A 14,857-nucleotide genomic window follows, 5' to 3' on the forward strand; every position below is an offset into this window, starting at 1 on the left:
CTGCTGGCTGAGCGCCGACAGCGCATTGGCTACGAGAAGGAGCTGGCGGCTGCCGCCGGTGCGTGCCGCTGACCGGTGATTGCCCAGCAGCAGCGACAGCCATTACGATACTGTTTTTCCATACAGTTCCCGCTATGAAACTGCTCTTGAAGCTGCCGTATCCACAGGCCTGGATTGCCGAACTGGGCGACCGCGTCGAGCTGATCAACGATCCAGACGCGCGCGCTGCTGCGCTTCGGAATCTGGCCTATGCCTGCTACAGGGACCAGCAGGTGACCTATGACCAGATGGCCGACATGCTCGAGCTGATTGACGCGGCTCGGTGGTGGGCGCTCAACGAGCAGGAAGAGGCCTGGGCGCTGGGGATCCTTTCAACGGACGGATTCGAGGAAAGCTTGGGTATAGGGATGAATTGACGTGTCGGCAGAACGCCGGAGACAGGCCGAAGCCTCGGGGGACTTTTTCGGGGGATGGTGAAAACCGGAAAACCTCAGTGCGGCACCGTTTGCAGCGAGCGCCCGCCTAAAGCATTGGTTTCACAGGTGTTTCGATGTTGCCGCACGCATGGGGTGCAAGGGGTCGAGTGTTCGAATCACTCCGTCCCGACCAACTAATCCCAATGACTTAGCCACCTTCGGGTGGCTTTTTCATTTCTGGCGTAGTGACTTTTCGAGTGACTTCGCCTTTTTATCATTCCATTCCCCCTCTTCAGGATCGTCAGCACAGGCCTACGCAAGTCTGTTGTCGATACCCTATTCGCAGCTTCAACCACGTTGCCCAACTCAGCGCCTGAATAATGACTAGTGATGCTGCCGTTCTTGTGTCCGAGCAGTGATTTGCGATGCTTGACGCCCGACCGGGCGTGTCTCGTGCCGCAGTCAGCAGGTATCAGGCAAGCACTGATCCCATGCGCTGTGCACCGTAATGCAGCTGCACTGCAGGCCTATTCTTATATTTAAAAGTTATTATCAAAATAAATTAATACAAATATAAGATATAAGGAAATGAGATCGGTCACCCTAACTTTTTCCTTTTAATCGGCCTGCCATGACCTTCGATTACTCCTTCGCGCTGTCTACGCTGCCTGCGTTTCTCAAGGCCGTCGGCGTTACCCTGCAAGTGGGCTTCATCGCCATTGCCACGTCACTACTGGTGGCCATTGCCAACGCCTGCCTGGTCACCTTCCGTGTGCCACTGCTGTGGCGCCTGGTGCCGCTGTATGTGGAGTTGGCGCGCAATACACCGCTATTGATCCAGCTGTTCTTCATCTACTTTGCGTTGCCGACCATCGGCCTGCGGTTGTCGGGCTTCAGCTCGGCAGTGATCGCCATGACCTTCCTCGGTGGCGCCTACCTCACCGAAATCCTTCGCGCTGGCATCGACGCCGTGCCCAAGGCGCAGATCGAATCGGGGCTCTCCATCGGCCTGTCGCGCTGGCAGCTGCTACGCCATGTGGTGCTGCCACAAGCGGGCATCCTCAGCCTGCCGGCGCTATTCGCCAACTTCGTGTTCCTGCTCAAGGAAACCACCGTGGTCTCCGCCGTGGCGGTGCCGGAAATTCTCTACACCACCAAGAGCTACATCGCCCTGTACTACAAGACCTACGAAATGCTTGCGGTGATGACCGGTCTCTGCGTGCTGCTGTTCTTGCCGTTGTCGTTACTGCTGGGTGTACTGGAAAGGAGGCTTCAACATGGCCAGTTCGGGTCTTGATCTGCTGTGGGTGTCGGCGCCGCAACTGCTGACCGGGGCAGGGCGCACGCTGGGCATCTCGGCTTGGGCGATCGCCATCAGCAGCCTGGGCGGTTTTCTCTATGGCATCTTGCGCAACCTCGGCAAGCCGTGGCTGGACTATGTGTTGCGGGTCTACCTGGAGCTGTTTCGGGCCATCCCGGTGCTGGTGTGGCTGTACCTGTTCTTTTTCGGCTTGCCGATCTTTCTTGGCGTGAGCATTCCGGCGTTCTGGTGCGCGGTCCTGGTGCTGTCGTTGTGGGGCGCCAGCGAAGTCGGCGAAGTGGTGCGCGGCGCCTTGCGCTCAATCCCCCGCGGCCAGCGCGAAGCTGGCTTGGCGATCGGCCTGAGCACTGCCCAGCTCTACGGCTGGGTGCTCTTGCCACAGGCGCTCAAGCGCCTCACGCCTCCGGTGATCAACGTCTACACACGGTTGATCAAGACCAGCTCCCTGGCCGTGCTGATCGGCGTGGTCGACATCACTAAGGTCGGTCAGCAGATCATCGAACGTACCTACGAATCGGTGCTGATCTACGGTGTTCTTTTCCTGTTTTTCTTCTTCGTCTGCTATCCGTTGTCGGCCGCCTCGCGCGTGCTGGAACGGCGCTGGAGCCATTGATGACCGCATTGATCGAACTGTCCGTATTCAACAAGCGCTTCGGTGACACAACCGTGCTGCGTGATGTCGACCTGGAGGTGCAAGAGGGCGAAGTGGTGGTGATCCTTGGCCCCAGTGGTTGCGGCAAAAGTACCTTGCTGCGCTGTCTTAACGGCCTGGAGGAGGGACACTCGGGGCGCTTGATCTTCGCAGGCCAAAGCCTTGACGCGCGCACCGATTGGCGCTTGATTCGCCAGCAGGTGGGCATGGTGTTCCAGAGCTATCATCTGTTCCCGCACATAAGCGTGCTCGACAACATCCTGCTTGGCCCCCTGCGGGTGCAGAAGCGAGACCCGATCAAGGCCCGCCAGCAGGCCGAGTCACTGCTGGCTCGGGTCGGCCTGGCTGACAAGCGCGACGCCTTCCCGCGCGAATTGTCCGGTGGTCAGCAGCAACGCATCGCCATTGTCCGCGCCTTGTGCATGAACCCCAAGGTGATGCTGTTCGACGAAGTCACCGCCGCCCTTGACCCTGAGATGGTCAAGGAGGTGCTGGAGGTGATCCTTGATCTCGCCCAAGACGGCATGACCCTGCTGATCGTCACTCATGAGATGGCCTTCGCCCGTGCCGTGGCCGATCGCATCGTGTTCATGGACGGCGGCCGTATCGCCGAACAGAACGACCCCGAATCTTTCTTCAGTGCCCCGCAGACCGCACGTGCGCAGCAGTTCCTGGAAAGGTTCTCATACGTGGAAAACATGCCAAAAAGGAAAGCATCGTGAAGGTTAGAACTGCCCTTGTTGTACCGTTGTTTGCGCTGAGCCTGCTGGCGGGCTGCGACAAACCTGCCGAACCAACAGCCGCCGCCGCGCCGAAACCCGCCGACAGCTACCTGGAGACTATAAAGACCCGTGGCAAGCTGATCGTCGGCGTGTTCAGCGACAAGCCGCCGTTCGGTTTCGTCGACGAAAAGGGCGAATACGTGGGCTTCGACACCGACCTTGCCAAGCGCTTTGCCAAGGATTTGCTGGGCGATGAAAAACGCATCGAGTTTGTCAGCGTGGAACCGGCCAGCCGCATTCCGTTTCTGCAGAGCGACAAGGTCGACCTGATTCTCGCCAACATGACCGTCACCCCCGAACGCCGCGAGGTCGTGGACTTCACCAACCCCAACCTGCGTGTTGCAGTGCAGGCGCTGGTGCCGGAGGCCAGCCCAGTCAGGACCGTCGATGACCTGGCGGCCAAGACTACCATCGTCACCACTGGCACTACCGCCAATCTGTGGCTGACCCAGAACCACCCGGACTGGAAAGTGCTGAAGTTCGAGAAGAACTCCGAGTCGCTGCAGGCGCTGGCCAACGGCCGTGGCGATGCCTACGCCCAGGACAACCTGGTACTGTTCAACTGGGCTAAACAGAATCCGGGCTACCGTGTCTTGCCGCAGAAGTTGGGTGACGAAGCGCCGATCGCCCCGGCGGTGAAAAAGGGCAATATCGAGCTGCGTGACTGGGTGAACGCCGAATTGGCCAGGCTGGGTGAAGAAAAGTACTTGCTCGCACTCTATGACCAGTATGTGCGTAAGGATCTGGCAGACGGGACCGATCCCAATTCGGTGATCGTCGAGGGTGGGCATTGGACGCCTTGATTCGAGGGCGTTCCAAGATGCTGTGAGGCATCGTCCTGCATGAGGCGCGACTACAACTTGCGCCTCATTGAACGGCCGCCGAAGGGGTGGCCTTTTTTATGTGTGTGATGTTCATGAGACTTTTCTTCTTTTCTTCTATGCCTGCTTTGACCTCCTTCGGCCAGAACCTGCGCGCCAGTGGGCCACGTTGCACAGACATCCTTGTCGGCATTGCCGCACCATGGTCTTGGCAAGGCTCGCCAATCACAACGCAAGTGCTTGCTGCATGACTACAGCATGGGCGAAACCAAGTACGGTGTGGACCTGGATGCTGGATCTGGACTGAGCAACCACCTATTGACCTGAAGCAATCCCTTCACCCCAATCACCTCTATGCTGACGCCTCCAACTCAAGCCCACTCAGGTAAGCAAGGAGCATCCATGAAAGCTGCAGTTGTTACCCAAGATCGCCGCGTCGAGGTGGTAGAAAAAACCCTCCGGCCGTTGGCGCACGGTGAAGCCTTACTGAAAATGCAGTGCTGCGGCGTCTGCCACACGGACCTGCATGTCAAAAACGGCGATTTCGGCGACAAGACCGGCGTGGTGCTTGGCCATGAAGGGATCGGTATCGTGGCCGAGGTCGGACCTGGGGTGACCTCGCTCAAGCCGGGCGACCGGGCCAGCGTGGCGTGGTTCTACCAAGGCTGCGGGCACTGCGAGTACTGCAACAGCGGTAACGAGACCCTGTGCCGTCAGGTGAAGAACTCCGGCTACACCGTGGACGGTGGCATGGCCGAATTCTGCATCGTATCGGCCGACTACGCGGTCAAGGTGCCGAACGGCCTGGATTCGGCAGCGGCCAGCAGCATCACCTGTGCCGGGGTGACCACCTACAAGGCCGTCAAGTCCTCCAACATCCGCCCGGGGCAGTGGATTGCCATCTATGGGTTGGGCGGCCTGGGCAACCTGGCCCTGCAATACGCCAAGAACGTTTTCAACGCCCGGGTCATCGCGATCGATGTGAACGACGAGCAGCTCGCGTTCGCCCGCGAGATGGGCGCAGACCTGGTGCTCAACCCGCGCAGCGAGGAGGTGGCCAAGATCGTTCAGGAAAAGACAGGCGGCGCCCATGCCGCCGTGGTCACGGCCGTGTCGAAAAACGCCTTCGATTCGGCAGTGGATGCGCTGCGGGCGGGAGGGCGGCTGGTAGCCGTCGGGTTACCCTCCGAAGCCATGAACCTGAACATCCCGCGACTGGTGCTCGACGGCATCGAAGTGGTGGGGTCGCTGGTCGGTACGCGTCAGGACCTGCTCGAAGCCTTCGAATTCGCGGCGCAAGGCAAGGTGGTGCCGAAGGTGACGCTGCGCCCGATCGAAGACATCAACGACATTTTCGATGAGATGCTGGAAGGCAAGATCAAGGGTCGCATGGTGATCAGCTTCGAGGGTTGAGCCACCTGCATTCATCCATGGATGACAACTGTGCATACGAGGGCGAAGCAGATGTGCCGGGCGAGATGAGCCTTGCGGATTGAAAGGCGAGGAGGGCGCCATGATTTTTTCGATTCCAGACATTTGCGACACCCTCTTCACGACATTTTCACCTGGGCCTTGGCACGATGAAGCCACATCCGTGAAACACATTCGCCCGCCCTCCCCAGCGGGCTTTTCTTTGCCCGTCGTTTTATCCCAGGCTGTCTCCCAGGTTTTCCATTGGCCGTCACGCAGTGCTCGCACGTGATTGCCTCGAGCGAATGACGTCACTACGATGGCGATCCCTCTCTACAGAGATTGTCCATGGCAGTCCCGAACGCAGTACTCCACCTGTTGGCCCCCGTCATCATGCTCCTCGGCCTCTACTGCCTGGTGCGCTGCATCGCATGGGCGCGACGGGTCATCTTCCCGGCAGTGCGCATCCGGTTTTCAGCCAGTGCCACCCCCTACGCGCTGACCTTGCCGCAGCCAGGCCGCTACGTGATCAGCCTCGTGATCCCGCCGTTGACCTTCTTCACAGGGGTGGCGCATTTCGCCGCCCGGTTCTCCGTCACCACCTCGCCCGGTGGTGCCTCTTTGGCGTACCGTTCCTACGGCCGTTCGCTGTTCAGCGTCCAGCGATCAGACATGTCCGGCAACCAATCCATGCCCCTGGGCGCGTTCGACTGCACGGTGCCGGGCGATGTCGTGGTCTCTTGCCTCAATCCGGAGACGATACGCGCGACGTATCAGCTGGAAGTGGCGCCCCATGTGCCGCCCTTGACGCTGGTCTGCCTCGTGCTGGCGATCATCGCGTCTTTCGCCATGACGTTCGGCGGTCTGATCGTCTCTCTGCTCTCGCTGGCCGGACGCATTTGAGCGGTCCTTGCAGTGGAAACGCTCAGCGCAGCGTCGATCAAGGCAGAAAGACAAGAAGGGCCGCCTCACCTGAGCCAGACGCCTCCGGCAGCGCGAGGTCGTGCATCATCCCTCGGGCAGACTCACCCCACAGATGAACTCGGTCGATCCAAGCCGATGCGACCCGTACTCCACGACATACCCCTCGCCGCGCCGGTCCGCCTCGACGCAGGCGGTCTGCCGGTCGGCATACACGTCCACGAAATGCCAGGGATGCCGATCCCGCAACACGCCCCAGCCCAGCACCCATCCCGTGCGTTCAGGATCGGGCGGCAGATGCTTTGCCAAACTGCGGATGGTCATGGCGCACTCCTTGAGGTCGGTGAAGCGTCACGCTACTACGATGGCCATTGATCGGCCACAGGATATCGAGCCATCCGATACCCTGTGCCGACCTGCGATGGCACACTGACCTGCCCGACGACTGCCGCCTGAGTACCCCATGCCGCACGCCCACCGCCATGCGCACCTCGGCTATTGGCTGATGCCCGAGCACTGGCGCAAGGGGCTGCTGTCCGAAGCGTTGCCGTGGATTCTTCAGTACGCCTTCGACCACTTGCAGATTCACCGGGTCCATGCCGACGTCGAGCCTGAGAACACGGCGAGCTGCGCGCTGTTGCGCAAGGTCGGTTTCCAGCTGGAGGGCACGCTCCGGGACGTGGAAATCAAGGATGGACGCTTCCTGTCCCTGCATCAGTACAGCCTGCTGGCTTCGGACCCGGCCGCGCAGCGGTATCGAGGCCCTGTGAAGGGGTGAGCGAAGACGGATCCGACACACCCCTTACTGCTCAGGCGTGTGGAACGCAGGCTCACGCGGCACGTCCAGCCTGTACAGTCGGCTTTTCAACAGCGCCGTCATCTGTTCGAGCGACCATGGCTTGGACACGAACAGCGCCGTGGGCGGCAGCGTGCCGTTGAGGTCGCCGTTGCCGCCGCTGGTGACCAGCACCGGCAGGGTGGGGTCCTGCTTGTAGGCTGCCCAGGCCACGTCCCAGCCGTCGCTCCGGCCGGGTGTGTTCACGTCGGTGACCAGCAGGCGCCAGGGCTGCCCAGGCAGCAGGCTGAGGCCGGCGTCGGCCGTATCGACCGCGACGGCGCAGCCACCGACGTCCTCGACGAGGGTGACCAGAAATTCACGCAGCGAGGGCTCGTCTTCGATGATCAGTACAGACGTGTTTTCCATAAGCGTAAGCCAGACAATCGATAGACGATTGAGCCGATGACCGCTCGTCAGTTGTCTTGCCCGGACCAATGGCCGTGTTTGTACAACTTTTGGCCTTTCCGATCAGGTTTGTACAAGGCTGCCACAGCGCCAGACGCCTTCGCCGTCCCGTGCAGAGCAGTGATCGCCCAAGGCTACGTCCCTGTGGCAGGATGAGGCCCTTTTTTCGCCCAGGACGCCGCCATGCTCTCACGCCACCTCGTCCGCCGCCTCGACCTCGTCACCCTGCAGCTGTTCGTCTCGGTCCATGAGGAAGGCACGCTCACCCGTGGCGCCGACCGCGAGATGATCGCGCTGTCGGCGGCCAGCAAGCGCCTGAACGACCTGGAGCAGGCATTGGGGATCGAGGTGTTCGAGCGCAATGCCAAGGGCATGCGGCTGACCGCTGCGGGCGAGACGCTGCTGCACTACGCCCGGCGCATCCTGGGCGATCTGGAGAGAATCAGCGTCGACGTCGGCGAGCACCTGCACGGAGTACGAGGCTATGTGCGGATGCTGGCCAACATTTCCGCGATCATCGAGTTCCTGCCCGAGGACCTGCAGGCCTTCATCGCCAGCCATGGGCAGGTCAGGATCAACCTCGAGGAGCGGCCCAGCGCCGGCGTGGTCAAGGGCATCCTCGATGGCTTCGCCGACCTTGGCATCTGCTCGGCCGACACGGCGATCGAAGGGCTGCTGGCCGTGCCCTACCGCCAGGACGAACTGGTGGTCGTGATGCGGCCCGAGCACCGCCTGGCCGTCGAGTCGCGACTCGACTTCGCCCAGACCCTGGCTTTCGAACACGTGGGGTTGCACGCCGACAGCTTCATCAACCTGCGCACCCAGGCAGCCGCGCGCGCCTGTGGCAAGCCGCTGCGGCTGCGCATCCACGTACCCGGTTTCGATGCCGTGTGCCGCATGGTCCAGGCCAACCTCGGCATCGGCGTGCTGCCGCGCAAGGCCTTCGAGCTGATCGGCCGGCCCCTGGGGCTGACCGCCGCGGCCTTGAACGACGACTGGGCCGTGCGCACCTTGCTGCTGGTGGTACGCGAGCCCGCCGAGCTGTCGCCTGTGAGCCGCCTGCTTTACCAGCACCTGCAAGAGGGCTGAGCCAAGCCTTCGTGTTTCGCGAAGGCGGCTTGCGGATTTACGGTTGGTCCGATCCCTGCGATTTCGCCTAGGCTGGCCGCACATTCCAAGAACAACGAGGGAGCAGCCATGACGGCACTCAGTGGCCTTCGCGTCATCGAAATCGGCACCCTGATCGCGGCGCCCTTCGCCGCGCGCCTGCTGGGCGAATTCGGCGCCGAGGTGATCAAGATCGAATCGATGGGGACGGGCGATCCGCTGCGCACCTGGCGCATGATGCACGACGGCACGTCGCTATGGTGGTACCTGCAGTCGCGCAACAAGCAGTCCCTGGCGCTCAACCTGAAGTCGGCGGACGGCATCGCCATCGTCAAGCAACTGGTCGAAGGCGCCGACGTGCTGATCGAGAACCTGCGTCCCGGTGCGCTGGAAAAGCTCGGCCTTGGCTGGGAGGTCCTGCATGCGCTCAACCCGAAACTGACCCTGGTGCGGATTTCTGGTTACGGGCAGACCGGCCCCTACCGTGACCGGCCTGGCTTCGGCGCCATCGGCGAGGCCATGGGCGGCATCCGCTACACTACCGGTACCCCCGGCAGCCCGCCGGCACGGGTCGGCGTGAGCCTGGGGGATTCGCTGGCCTCCATGCACGCGGTCATCGGCGCCCTGATGTCGGTGCTGCGGGTCAAGACCGGGCAGGGCGACGGTCAGGTCGTGGACGTCTCGCTGGTCGAGAGCGTGTTCAACGTCATGGAAAGCCTGGTACCCGAGTACGCCCTGTCCGGTCATGTCCGCGAGCGGACCGGCGGGGCGCTGCCAGGCATCGCGCCGTCCAATACCTACCCGACCGCCGACGGCGCCTTCGTGGTCATCGCCGGCAACAGCGACCCGATCTTCAAGCGGCTGATGCAGGCCATCGGCCGGCCCGACCTGGCCGAGCGCGAGGACCTGGCCCGCAACGACGGCCGGGCACCGCAGAGCGAGATGCTCGACGCGGCCATCACCGACTGGACCTCGGCGCATCCCATCGCCCAGGTGCTCGACGTGCTCGCCCAGGCCGAGGTGCCGTCGGGGCGCATCTACTCGGCGGCCGACATCGTCGCCGACCCGCATTACCAGGCCCGTGACATGCTGCTCGAGGCCACGCTGCCGGATGGTGCGCAGGTGAAGATGCCAGGCATCGTGCCCAAGCTGTCGGACACGCCGGGCCAGGTCAACTGGCAAGGTCCGGCACTGGGCCAGCACACCGACGACGTGCTGGGCACGCTGGGCTTCAGCGACGCGGACATTCAACGGTTCAGACAAGAGGGTGTGGTGCAATGATTGCGGATGACGGACAACGGCTGATCGTGCAGGAAGTGTCCCCGCGCGATGGGCTGCAGATCGAACCGACCTGGGTCGAGACCGCCGACAAGATCGCCTTGATCGATCAGCTGTCGCAGGCCGGGTTCCCGCGCATCGAGGCCGGCTCCTTCGTCTCGCCCAAGGCCATCCCGGCGCTGCGCGACGGCGAGGCGGTCTTCGCCGGGATCCAGCGGCGTGCCGGGGTGATCTACGTGGCCCTGGTGCCCAATCTCAAGGGCGCGCAGCGGGCGGTGCAGGCGGGCGCGGACGAACTGAACCTGGTGATGTCCGCCAGCCAGACCCACAACCGCGCCAACCTGCGCATGACCCGCGAGCAGTCGCTGGCGGCCTTTGGCGACATCGTCGAGGCGGTCCGTGGCACGCCACAGCGCCTCAACGGCTCGATCGCCACCACCTTCGGGTGCCCGTTCGAAGGGCCGATCGACGAGGACGACGTCTGCCGGATCGTGGACCGCTACCTCGAGCTGGGCATGGGCGGGGTCACGCTGGCCGACACCACCGGCATGGCCAACCCCCGCCAGGTCAGACGCCTGGTGACGCGTGTGCTCGAACGGGTACCGGCAGCGGCGCTGACGCTGCATTTTCACAACACCCGCGGCCTCGGGCTGTGCAACGTGCTGGCCGCCTACGAGGCTGGCGCGCGGCGCTTCGATGCCGCGCTCGGCGGGCTCGGCGGTTGCCCGTTCGCACCCGGTGCCTCCGGCAACATCTGCACCGAAGACCTGGTCAACCTGTGCGACGAAATGGGCATCCCGACCGGCATCGACCTGGCCCACCTGATCACCCTGTCGCGCACGCTGCCGGCGCTGCTGGGCCATGAGCTGCCTGGCCAGGTGGCGAAGGCCGGACGCAACGGCGACCTGCACGACGCCTCGCGCTACCTGGACACGTGACGCCGCACGCCGGGCAGCCCCTGCCTGGCGTCGGCACCGCGTCCTTTCCAGACACAACAACAATCGGGCACCCCACGGGGAAGCCTTCTGGAGAATCACATGAGTCTGTCCGCTACCTCCACCGGCGGCATCGTCGACGATGTCAGCGCCGAAAAGGCGATCGTGCGCAAAGTGGCCTGGCGCCTGATGCCGCTGATCATGATCTGCTACCTGTTCGCCTTCTTCGACCGCATCAACATCAGTTTCGCCAAGTTCCAGTTGCAGGCCGACCTGACCCTGAGCGACACGGCCTACGGGCTGGGTGCCGGGCTGTTCGTGGTCGGCTACGTGCTGTTCGAGGTGCCCAGCAACATGATGCTCTACAAGGTCGGCGCACGCCGCTGGATCGCGCGGATCATGATGTCCTGGGGCGTCGCCACGGCCTTGATGGTCTTCGTCACCGCCGAATGGCAGTTCTACGTGCTGCGCTTCGTGATCGGCGCCATGGAAGCCGGGTTCGCCCCTGGGGTGCTGTACTACCTGACGCTGTGGTTCCCGCAGAGCTACCGCGGGCGCATCACCTCGACGTTGTTCCTGGCCTCGGCCTTCGCCGGGCTGTTGGGCGCGCCGGTGTCCGGGCTGGTGCTCGGGCACATGGACGGATGGCTCGACCTGCGCGGCTGGCATTGGCTGTTCCTGCTCGGCGGCGTGCCCTGCGTGCTGCTGGGGTTGCTGGTGCTGGGCGTGCTCAAGGACCGTGTCGCCGATGCGCCCTGGCTGACGACGGCGGAAAAGACCTTGCTGTCCAGCCGCATCGCTCGCCATGAAGCCAACACGCACGGCTCGTTGCTGGCGGCCATCAGGTTGCCTGGCTTCCTGATGCTGGGGCTGATCTACTTCCTCATCCAGGTCGCCTCCTATGGCCTGAACTTCTGGGCGCCGCAGCTGATTCGCAGTGCCGGCACCGAAAGCCCGGTGGCCATCGGGCTGCTCACCGCCATCCCCTACATCTGCGGCGCGATCAGCATGGTGGTCATCGGGCGGCTGTCCGACGCCACGGGCGAGCGGCGCCTGTTCGTCTGCGGCCTGGTCAGCCTGGGCGCGATCGGTTTCTTCAGCGCCGGCATCTTCGCCCAGCACACCACCTTCCTGATCGTCGCCCTGGCCTTGCTGGGGACAGGCATCATCGCCTCGATTCCGGCGTTCTGGGCGCTACCGCCCAAGCTGCTGGCCGGCGCTGGAGCGGGTGCTGCGGGCGGGATCGCGCTGATCAACACGTTGGGCCAGTTCGGTGGCATCGTCAGCCCGGTGATGGTGGGCTACATCAAGGACGTCACTGGCAGCACCACCCCGGCACTGTACGTGATCGGCGTCACCAGCCTGCTGGCGGCAGCCTTGCTGTTCTGGGCCCTGCCGCAACGGCTGCGCAGCAAGGATGCCTCGAGCCATTGAGGGCATGCGTTCACGGCGACCAGAACATGTCGCGATGGCGTAGTGGCAAAAGGCTGTGACCTGCGGGTCAAGTTCACGGGCGGGCCGCCGACATGTTAGGCAGCGAACGATGAGGGGCCCTGCGCGGGCCCGGTCATCCGTCGATTCCGGCGGCTCTGGCCCGGCCAGGGCACGCCACCCGCAGTTGTCTACCGTAAAGGCCTGTGTATGCTAAAGAACGCTCCTCTGAGCGCGAAGCTGTTGCTCATTCTGGTTTTCCCTTTGCTCGGGCTGCTGTTCTTCGCCGGCGGCAATGTCGTGGGCAAGTTCCAGACCCTCACCACCATGAACCAGACCGTCGAAGCCACCGCGACGGCGCAGCGGCTAAGCCACCTGATCACCTCCCTGCAGCGTGAACGTGGCGCCAGCGGTGTCTTCCTCGGCAGCGGCGGCACGTCCATGCAGGACAAGCTGGTCACCTACCGTCGGGAGACCGATGCCGCAGTCCAGGCCGTGCGCCAAGGGTCGGTACCGGCCGATGCAGACCTGGCCGAGGCGTACCGCGCGCTGGACGGGCTGGCCAGTCTGCGGTCGCAGGTCGATGGGCAGGCGATCAACAACACCGAGTCCGGCACGCGCTTCACCGGCTTGATCAAGGCGCTGATCGGTTTCACCCATTCCCTGGAAACCGGTGTCGAGAACTCGACGATCCTGCGCGCCATGGGCACGCTCAACCAGTTCATCGAAATGAAGGAGCGGGCAGGGCGCGAACGTGTGCTGCTGGGCCTGGCCTTCAGCCAGAACCGCTTCGACGCCGGTCTGCTATCGCGCTTCGCCAGCAACCTCGGCGAATTCTCCGCCTACCTGGACACCTCTAAACGTCGCGCCACGGCGCAGGTCCGGGCCGAGCTCGACGCCGTGCTGCAGCAGCCGGACTCTCTGGAAGTGGCACGCTTGCAACAGCTGGCTTATACCACCCCGTTAGGGGATCCGCTCAACGTCAAACCCGAAGCGTGGTTCAACCTGGCCACCGCGCGGATCGATCAGATCGGCAAGGTCGAGGTCAACCAGAGCGAGAGCGTGCGCCAGCTGGCGCTGCATACCCGCGATGCCGCCGCTCACAGCCTGTGGCTGACCCTGGGCGCGGTGCTGATCGTGCTGGGCGTGGTGCTGGTGTTGTCGTTCGTCATCATCCGTGAGATCAACCGTGCGGTGAACGACATCAACGGGGCACTGGTGGCGTTGTCCAGGCGCGACCTGACCGCCCACGTGCAGTACCAGGGCCGTGACGAGTTCGGCCAGATCGCGAGCAACCTGAACAACATGGCCGTGCAGATCCGCCAGGTGATCCAGGAGATCGGCAATGCCACCTCGCAGGTCGCGACCGCGGCCGAGGAGGCGTCGGCGGTGGCGGTACAGACCAGCCAGAACGTGGCCCAGCAGCGCACCGGCACCGATCAGGTCGCTACCGCCATCAACCAGATGAGCGCGACGGTCAGGGACGTGGCGCGCAGCACCACCGAAGCCTCGGAAATGTCCCAGCAGGCCAACGCCAACACCGCCCAGGGCCGCAGCGAGATCGAGCGCTCGGTGCAACTGGTGCAGGCGTTGTCGGAGCAGGCCGAACAGACGGCGACGATCATCGACGAGCTCAAGCGCGAGAGCGATTCGATCTCCTCGGTGGTGGACGTGATCCGCGGTGTGGCCGAGCAGACCAACCTGCTGGCGCTGAACGCGGCCATCGAAGCGGCCCGCGCGGGCGAGCAGGGCCGGGGCTTTGCCGTGGTCGCCGACGAGGTCCGGCACCTGGCGCAGAAGACCCAGGAGTCGACCGTCAGCATTCAGGCGATGATCGGCAAGCTGCAGAACGGCTCCGACCGAGCGGCCTCTTCGATGCAGGACACCCTCGACAAGGCCAAGACCGGTGCCAGCAACGTGGAACGTGCGGGCCAACGCCTGGTGGAGATCGCCGAAGGCATCGCCACCATCAGTGATCGCAATATCCAGGTGGCGTCGGCCGCCGAGGAACAGACCCTGGTGGCCGAAGAGATCAGCCGCAACGTCAACGACATCAATGATCTGGTGATTCAGGTCAGCGCCGGTGCCGAGCAGACGGCGGCGACCAGTCGCGAGCTGGCTCGCTTGGCCGAGCAGCAGCAAGCCCTGGTAGGGCGTTTCAAGGTGTGAGAGCAGGGCGCCGGGACGTCGTGTGACGACGTCCTGACGCCTCCCCTGAGGTCTGAAGCGTTTCAGGCTTCGCAGTAGTCGCGCCAGCCGATCTTCACCGCACCGTTCTCCACTTCGTCGACACGCACGCCGGCAGTCTCGGTCAACTCCTGCAACACACGTCGCCAGTCCGCCGGGTCTTCGTTGGGCAGTCTGGACACCGTGATGCTCTGGATACGCTGGACGCGCGGGTCGGCGATGAGCCGCTGGACGCGGTGACCGATCTGTTCATAGGTGCGGGGCTTGGTCTGGGTGAAGTCGGGCTGGTGAAGCATGATGTGAACCTCCATTTCTACTGCTGTATATGCGTACAGTAGTGAAGGTGTAGGAAA

The 14,857-nt window shown here is 63.4% G+C and carries 16 protein-coding genes and 2 pseudogenes; 14 read left to right on the plus strand and 4 right to left on the minus strand.

What is annotated here, in order from left to right; genetic code table 11:
* The first annotated feature begins 134 nt into the window (after nucleotides 1–134).
* Nucleotides 135–416, plus strand: a complete 282-nt coding sequence (locus tag G7007_RS14650; protein WP_181102785.1) for a hypothetical protein — start codon at nucleotides 135–137, stop codon at nucleotides 414–416.
* 278 nt (nucleotides 417–694) lie between these two features.
* Here G7007_RS14650 and G7007_RS22230 read toward each other — a convergent pair.
* Nucleotides 695–841 (minus strand): annotated as a pseudogene (locus G7007_RS22230) (tyrosine-type recombinase/integrase); the annotation flags it as partial.
* A 206-nt stretch (nucleotides 842–1,047) separates the two neighbouring features.
* On the opposite strand from G7007_RS22230, the gene G7007_RS14655 reads away from it, so the two are divergent.
* The 6 genes from G7007_RS14655 to G7007_RS14680 all read left to right on the plus strand — a co-directional run bounded on the left by G7007_RS14655 (nucleotide 1,048) and on the right by G7007_RS14680 (nucleotide 6,305).
* The gene (locus tag G7007_RS14655; protein ID WP_181102786.1) at nucleotides 1,048–1,713 is read left to right on the plus strand and encodes an amino acid ABC transporter permease; all 666 of its coding nucleotides are present in this window, start codon (nucleotides 1,048–1,050) and stop codon (nucleotides 1,711–1,713) included.
* Nucleotides 1,694–2,350: an amino acid ABC transporter permease gene (locus G7007_RS14660; protein ID WP_181102787.1), complete on the plus strand. Its 657-nt coding sequence runs from the start codon at nucleotides 1,694–1,696 to the stop codon at nucleotides 2,348–2,350. The genes G7007_RS14655 and G7007_RS14660 overlap by 20 nt, the downstream gene beginning before the upstream one ends.
* Complete coding sequence (locus tag G7007_RS14665) at nucleotides 2,350–3,111, plus strand: amino acid ABC transporter ATP-binding protein (RefSeq protein WP_181102788.1); 762 nt, start codon at nucleotides 2,350–2,352, stop codon at nucleotides 3,109–3,111. Before G7007_RS14660 ends, G7007_RS14665 begins: the two co-directional genes overlap by 1 nt.
* Nucleotides 3,108–3,974, plus strand: a complete 867-nt coding sequence (locus G7007_RS14670; protein ID WP_181102789.1) for a transporter substrate-binding domain-containing protein — start codon at nucleotides 3,108–3,110, stop codon at nucleotides 3,972–3,974. Before G7007_RS14665 ends, G7007_RS14670 begins: the two co-directional genes overlap by 4 nt.
* Before the next feature lie 420 nt (nucleotides 3,975–4,394).
* On the plus strand, nucleotides 4,395–5,405 hold the full coding sequence (gene adhP / locus G7007_RS14675; protein ID WP_181102791.1) for an alcohol dehydrogenase AdhP: 1,011 nt from the start codon (nucleotides 4,395–4,397) through the stop codon (nucleotides 5,403–5,405).
* A gap of 345 nt (nucleotides 5,406–5,750) precedes the next feature.
* A complete protein-coding gene (locus G7007_RS14680) occupies nucleotides 5,751–6,305 on the plus strand; it encodes a hypothetical protein (protein WP_181102792.1) in 555 nt (184 codons plus the stop codon).
* 105 nt (nucleotides 6,306–6,410) lie between these two features.
* On the opposite strand, the gene G7007_RS14685 is transcribed toward G7007_RS14680, so the two are convergent.
* On the minus strand, nucleotides 6,411–6,647 hold the full coding sequence (locus G7007_RS14685; protein ID WP_181102794.1) for a hypothetical protein: 237 nt from the start codon (nucleotides 6,645–6,647) through the stop codon (nucleotides 6,411–6,413).
* A 139-nt stretch (nucleotides 6,648–6,786) separates the two neighbouring features.
* Between G7007_RS14685 and G7007_RS14690 the strand changes: the two genes are divergently transcribed.
* Nucleotides 6,787–7,101, plus strand: a complete 315-nt coding sequence (locus G7007_RS14690) for a GNAT family N-acetyltransferase (RefSeq protein ID WP_181102796.1) — start codon at nucleotides 6,787–6,789, stop codon at nucleotides 7,099–7,101.
* A gap of 24 nt (nucleotides 7,102–7,125) precedes the next feature.
* Here G7007_RS14690 and G7007_RS14695 read toward each other — a convergent pair whose 3' ends face one another.
* A complete protein-coding gene (locus tag G7007_RS14695; protein WP_181102798.1) occupies nucleotides 7,126–7,527 on the minus strand; it encodes a response regulator in 402 nt (133 codons plus the stop codon).
* 222 nt (nucleotides 7,528–7,749) lie between these two features.
* Between G7007_RS14695 and G7007_RS14700 the strand changes: the two genes are divergently transcribed.
* The 6 genes and pseudogenes from G7007_RS14700 to G7007_RS22550 all read left to right on the plus strand — a co-directional run bounded on the left by G7007_RS14700 (nucleotide 7,750) and on the right by G7007_RS22550 (nucleotide 14,486).
* Entirely contained in the window at nucleotides 7,750–8,655 is a 906-nt protein-coding gene (locus G7007_RS14700; RefSeq protein WP_181102799.1) for a LysR family transcriptional regulator, read from the plus strand.
* A gap of 108 nt (nucleotides 8,656–8,763) precedes the next feature.
* On the plus strand, nucleotides 8,764–9,954 hold the full coding sequence (locus G7007_RS14705; RefSeq protein ID WP_181102800.1) for a CaiB/BaiF CoA transferase family protein: 1,191 nt from the start codon (nucleotides 8,764–8,766) through the stop codon (nucleotides 9,952–9,954).
* Nucleotides 9,951–10,889, plus strand: coding sequence for a hydroxymethylglutaryl-CoA lyase (locus G7007_RS14710; RefSeq protein WP_181102801.1), 939 nt, complete (start codon nucleotides 9,951–9,953; stop codon nucleotides 10,887–10,889). Before G7007_RS14705 ends, G7007_RS14710 begins: the two co-directional genes overlap by 4 nt.
* A gap of 99 nt (nucleotides 10,890–10,988) precedes the next feature.
* Entirely contained in the window at nucleotides 10,989–12,320 is a 1,332-nt protein-coding gene (locus tag G7007_RS14715; protein WP_181102802.1) for an MFS transporter, read from the plus strand.
* 324 nt (nucleotides 12,321–12,644) lie between these two features.
* A pseudogene (locus G7007_RS22545) lies at nucleotides 12,645–13,631 on the plus strand (nitrate- and nitrite sensing domain-containing protein); the annotation flags it as partial.
* Nucleotides 13,623–14,486, plus strand: a complete 864-nt coding sequence (locus G7007_RS22550; RefSeq protein WP_375139501.1) for a methyl-accepting chemotaxis protein — start codon at nucleotides 13,623–13,625, stop codon at nucleotides 14,484–14,486. The pseudogene G7007_RS22545 and the gene G7007_RS22550, both read left to right, overlap by 9 nt.
* A gap of 62 nt (nucleotides 14,487–14,548) precedes the next feature.
* On the opposite strand, the gene G7007_RS14725 is transcribed toward G7007_RS22550, so the two are convergent.
* Complete coding sequence (locus G7007_RS14725) at nucleotides 14,549–14,800, minus strand: DUF1654 domain-containing protein (protein ID WP_060393235.1); 252 nt, start codon at nucleotides 14,798–14,800, stop codon at nucleotides 14,549–14,551.
* Between the last annotated feature and the right edge of the window lie 57 nt (nucleotides 14,801–14,857).

This window comes from Pseudomonas entomophila (assembly GCF_013523125.1).
Classification (GTDB): Bacteria; Pseudomonadota; Gammaproteobacteria; order Pseudomonadales; family Pseudomonadaceae; genus Aquipseudomonas; species Aquipseudomonas entomophila_B.

Coding starts and splice junctions, on each gene's coding strand:
- G7007_RS14710 (WP_181102801.1), top strand. CDS start 9,951: ATGATTGCGGATGACGGACAACGGCTGATCGTGCAGGAAGTGTCCCCG.
- G7007_RS14685 (WP_181102794.1), bottom strand. CDS start 6,647: ATGACCATCCGCAGTTTGGCAAAGCATCTGCCGCCCGATCCTGAACGC.
- G7007_RS22550 (WP_375139501.1), top strand. CDS start 13,623: ATGGCCGTGCAGATCCGCCAGGTGATCCAGGAGATCGGCAATGCCACC.
- adhP (WP_181102791.1), top strand. CDS start 4,395: ATGAAAGCTGCAGTTGTTACCCAAGATCGCCGCGTCGAGGTGGTAGAA.
- G7007_RS14705 (WP_181102800.1), top strand. CDS start 8,764: ATGACGGCACTCAGTGGCCTTCGCGTCATCGAAATCGGCACCCTGATC.
- G7007_RS14700 (WP_181102799.1), top strand. CDS start 7,750: ATGCTCTCACGCCACCTCGTCCGCCGCCTCGACCTCGTCACCCTGCAG.
- G7007_RS14650 (WP_181102785.1), top strand. CDS start 135: ATGAAACTGCTCTTGAAGCTGCCGTATCCACAGGCCTGGATTGCCGAA.
- G7007_RS14715 (WP_181102802.1), top strand. CDS start 10,989: ATGAGTCTGTCCGCTACCTCCACCGGCGGCATCGTCGACGATGTCAGC.
- G7007_RS14660 (WP_181102787.1), top strand. CDS start 1,694: ATGGCCAGTTCGGGTCTTGATCTGCTGTGGGTGTCGGCGCCGCAACTG.
- G7007_RS14665 (WP_181102788.1), top strand. CDS start 2,350: ATGACCGCATTGATCGAACTGTCCGTATTCAACAAGCGCTTCGGTGAC.
- G7007_RS14725 (WP_060393235.1), bottom strand. CDS start 14,800: ATGCTTCACCAGCCCGACTTCACCCAGACCAAGCCCCGCACCTATGAA.
- G7007_RS14655 (WP_181102786.1), top strand. CDS start 1,048: ATGACCTTCGATTACTCCTTCGCGCTGTCTACGCTGCCTGCGTTTCTC.
- G7007_RS14690 (WP_181102796.1), top strand. CDS start 6,787: ATGCCGCACGCCCACCGCCATGCGCACCTCGGCTATTGGCTGATGCCC.
- G7007_RS14695 (WP_181102798.1), bottom strand. CDS start 7,527: ATGGAAAACACGTCTGTACTGATCATCGAAGACGAGCCCTCGCTGCGT.
- G7007_RS14680 (WP_181102792.1), top strand. CDS start 5,751: ATGGCAGTCCCGAACGCAGTACTCCACCTGTTGGCCCCCGTCATCATG.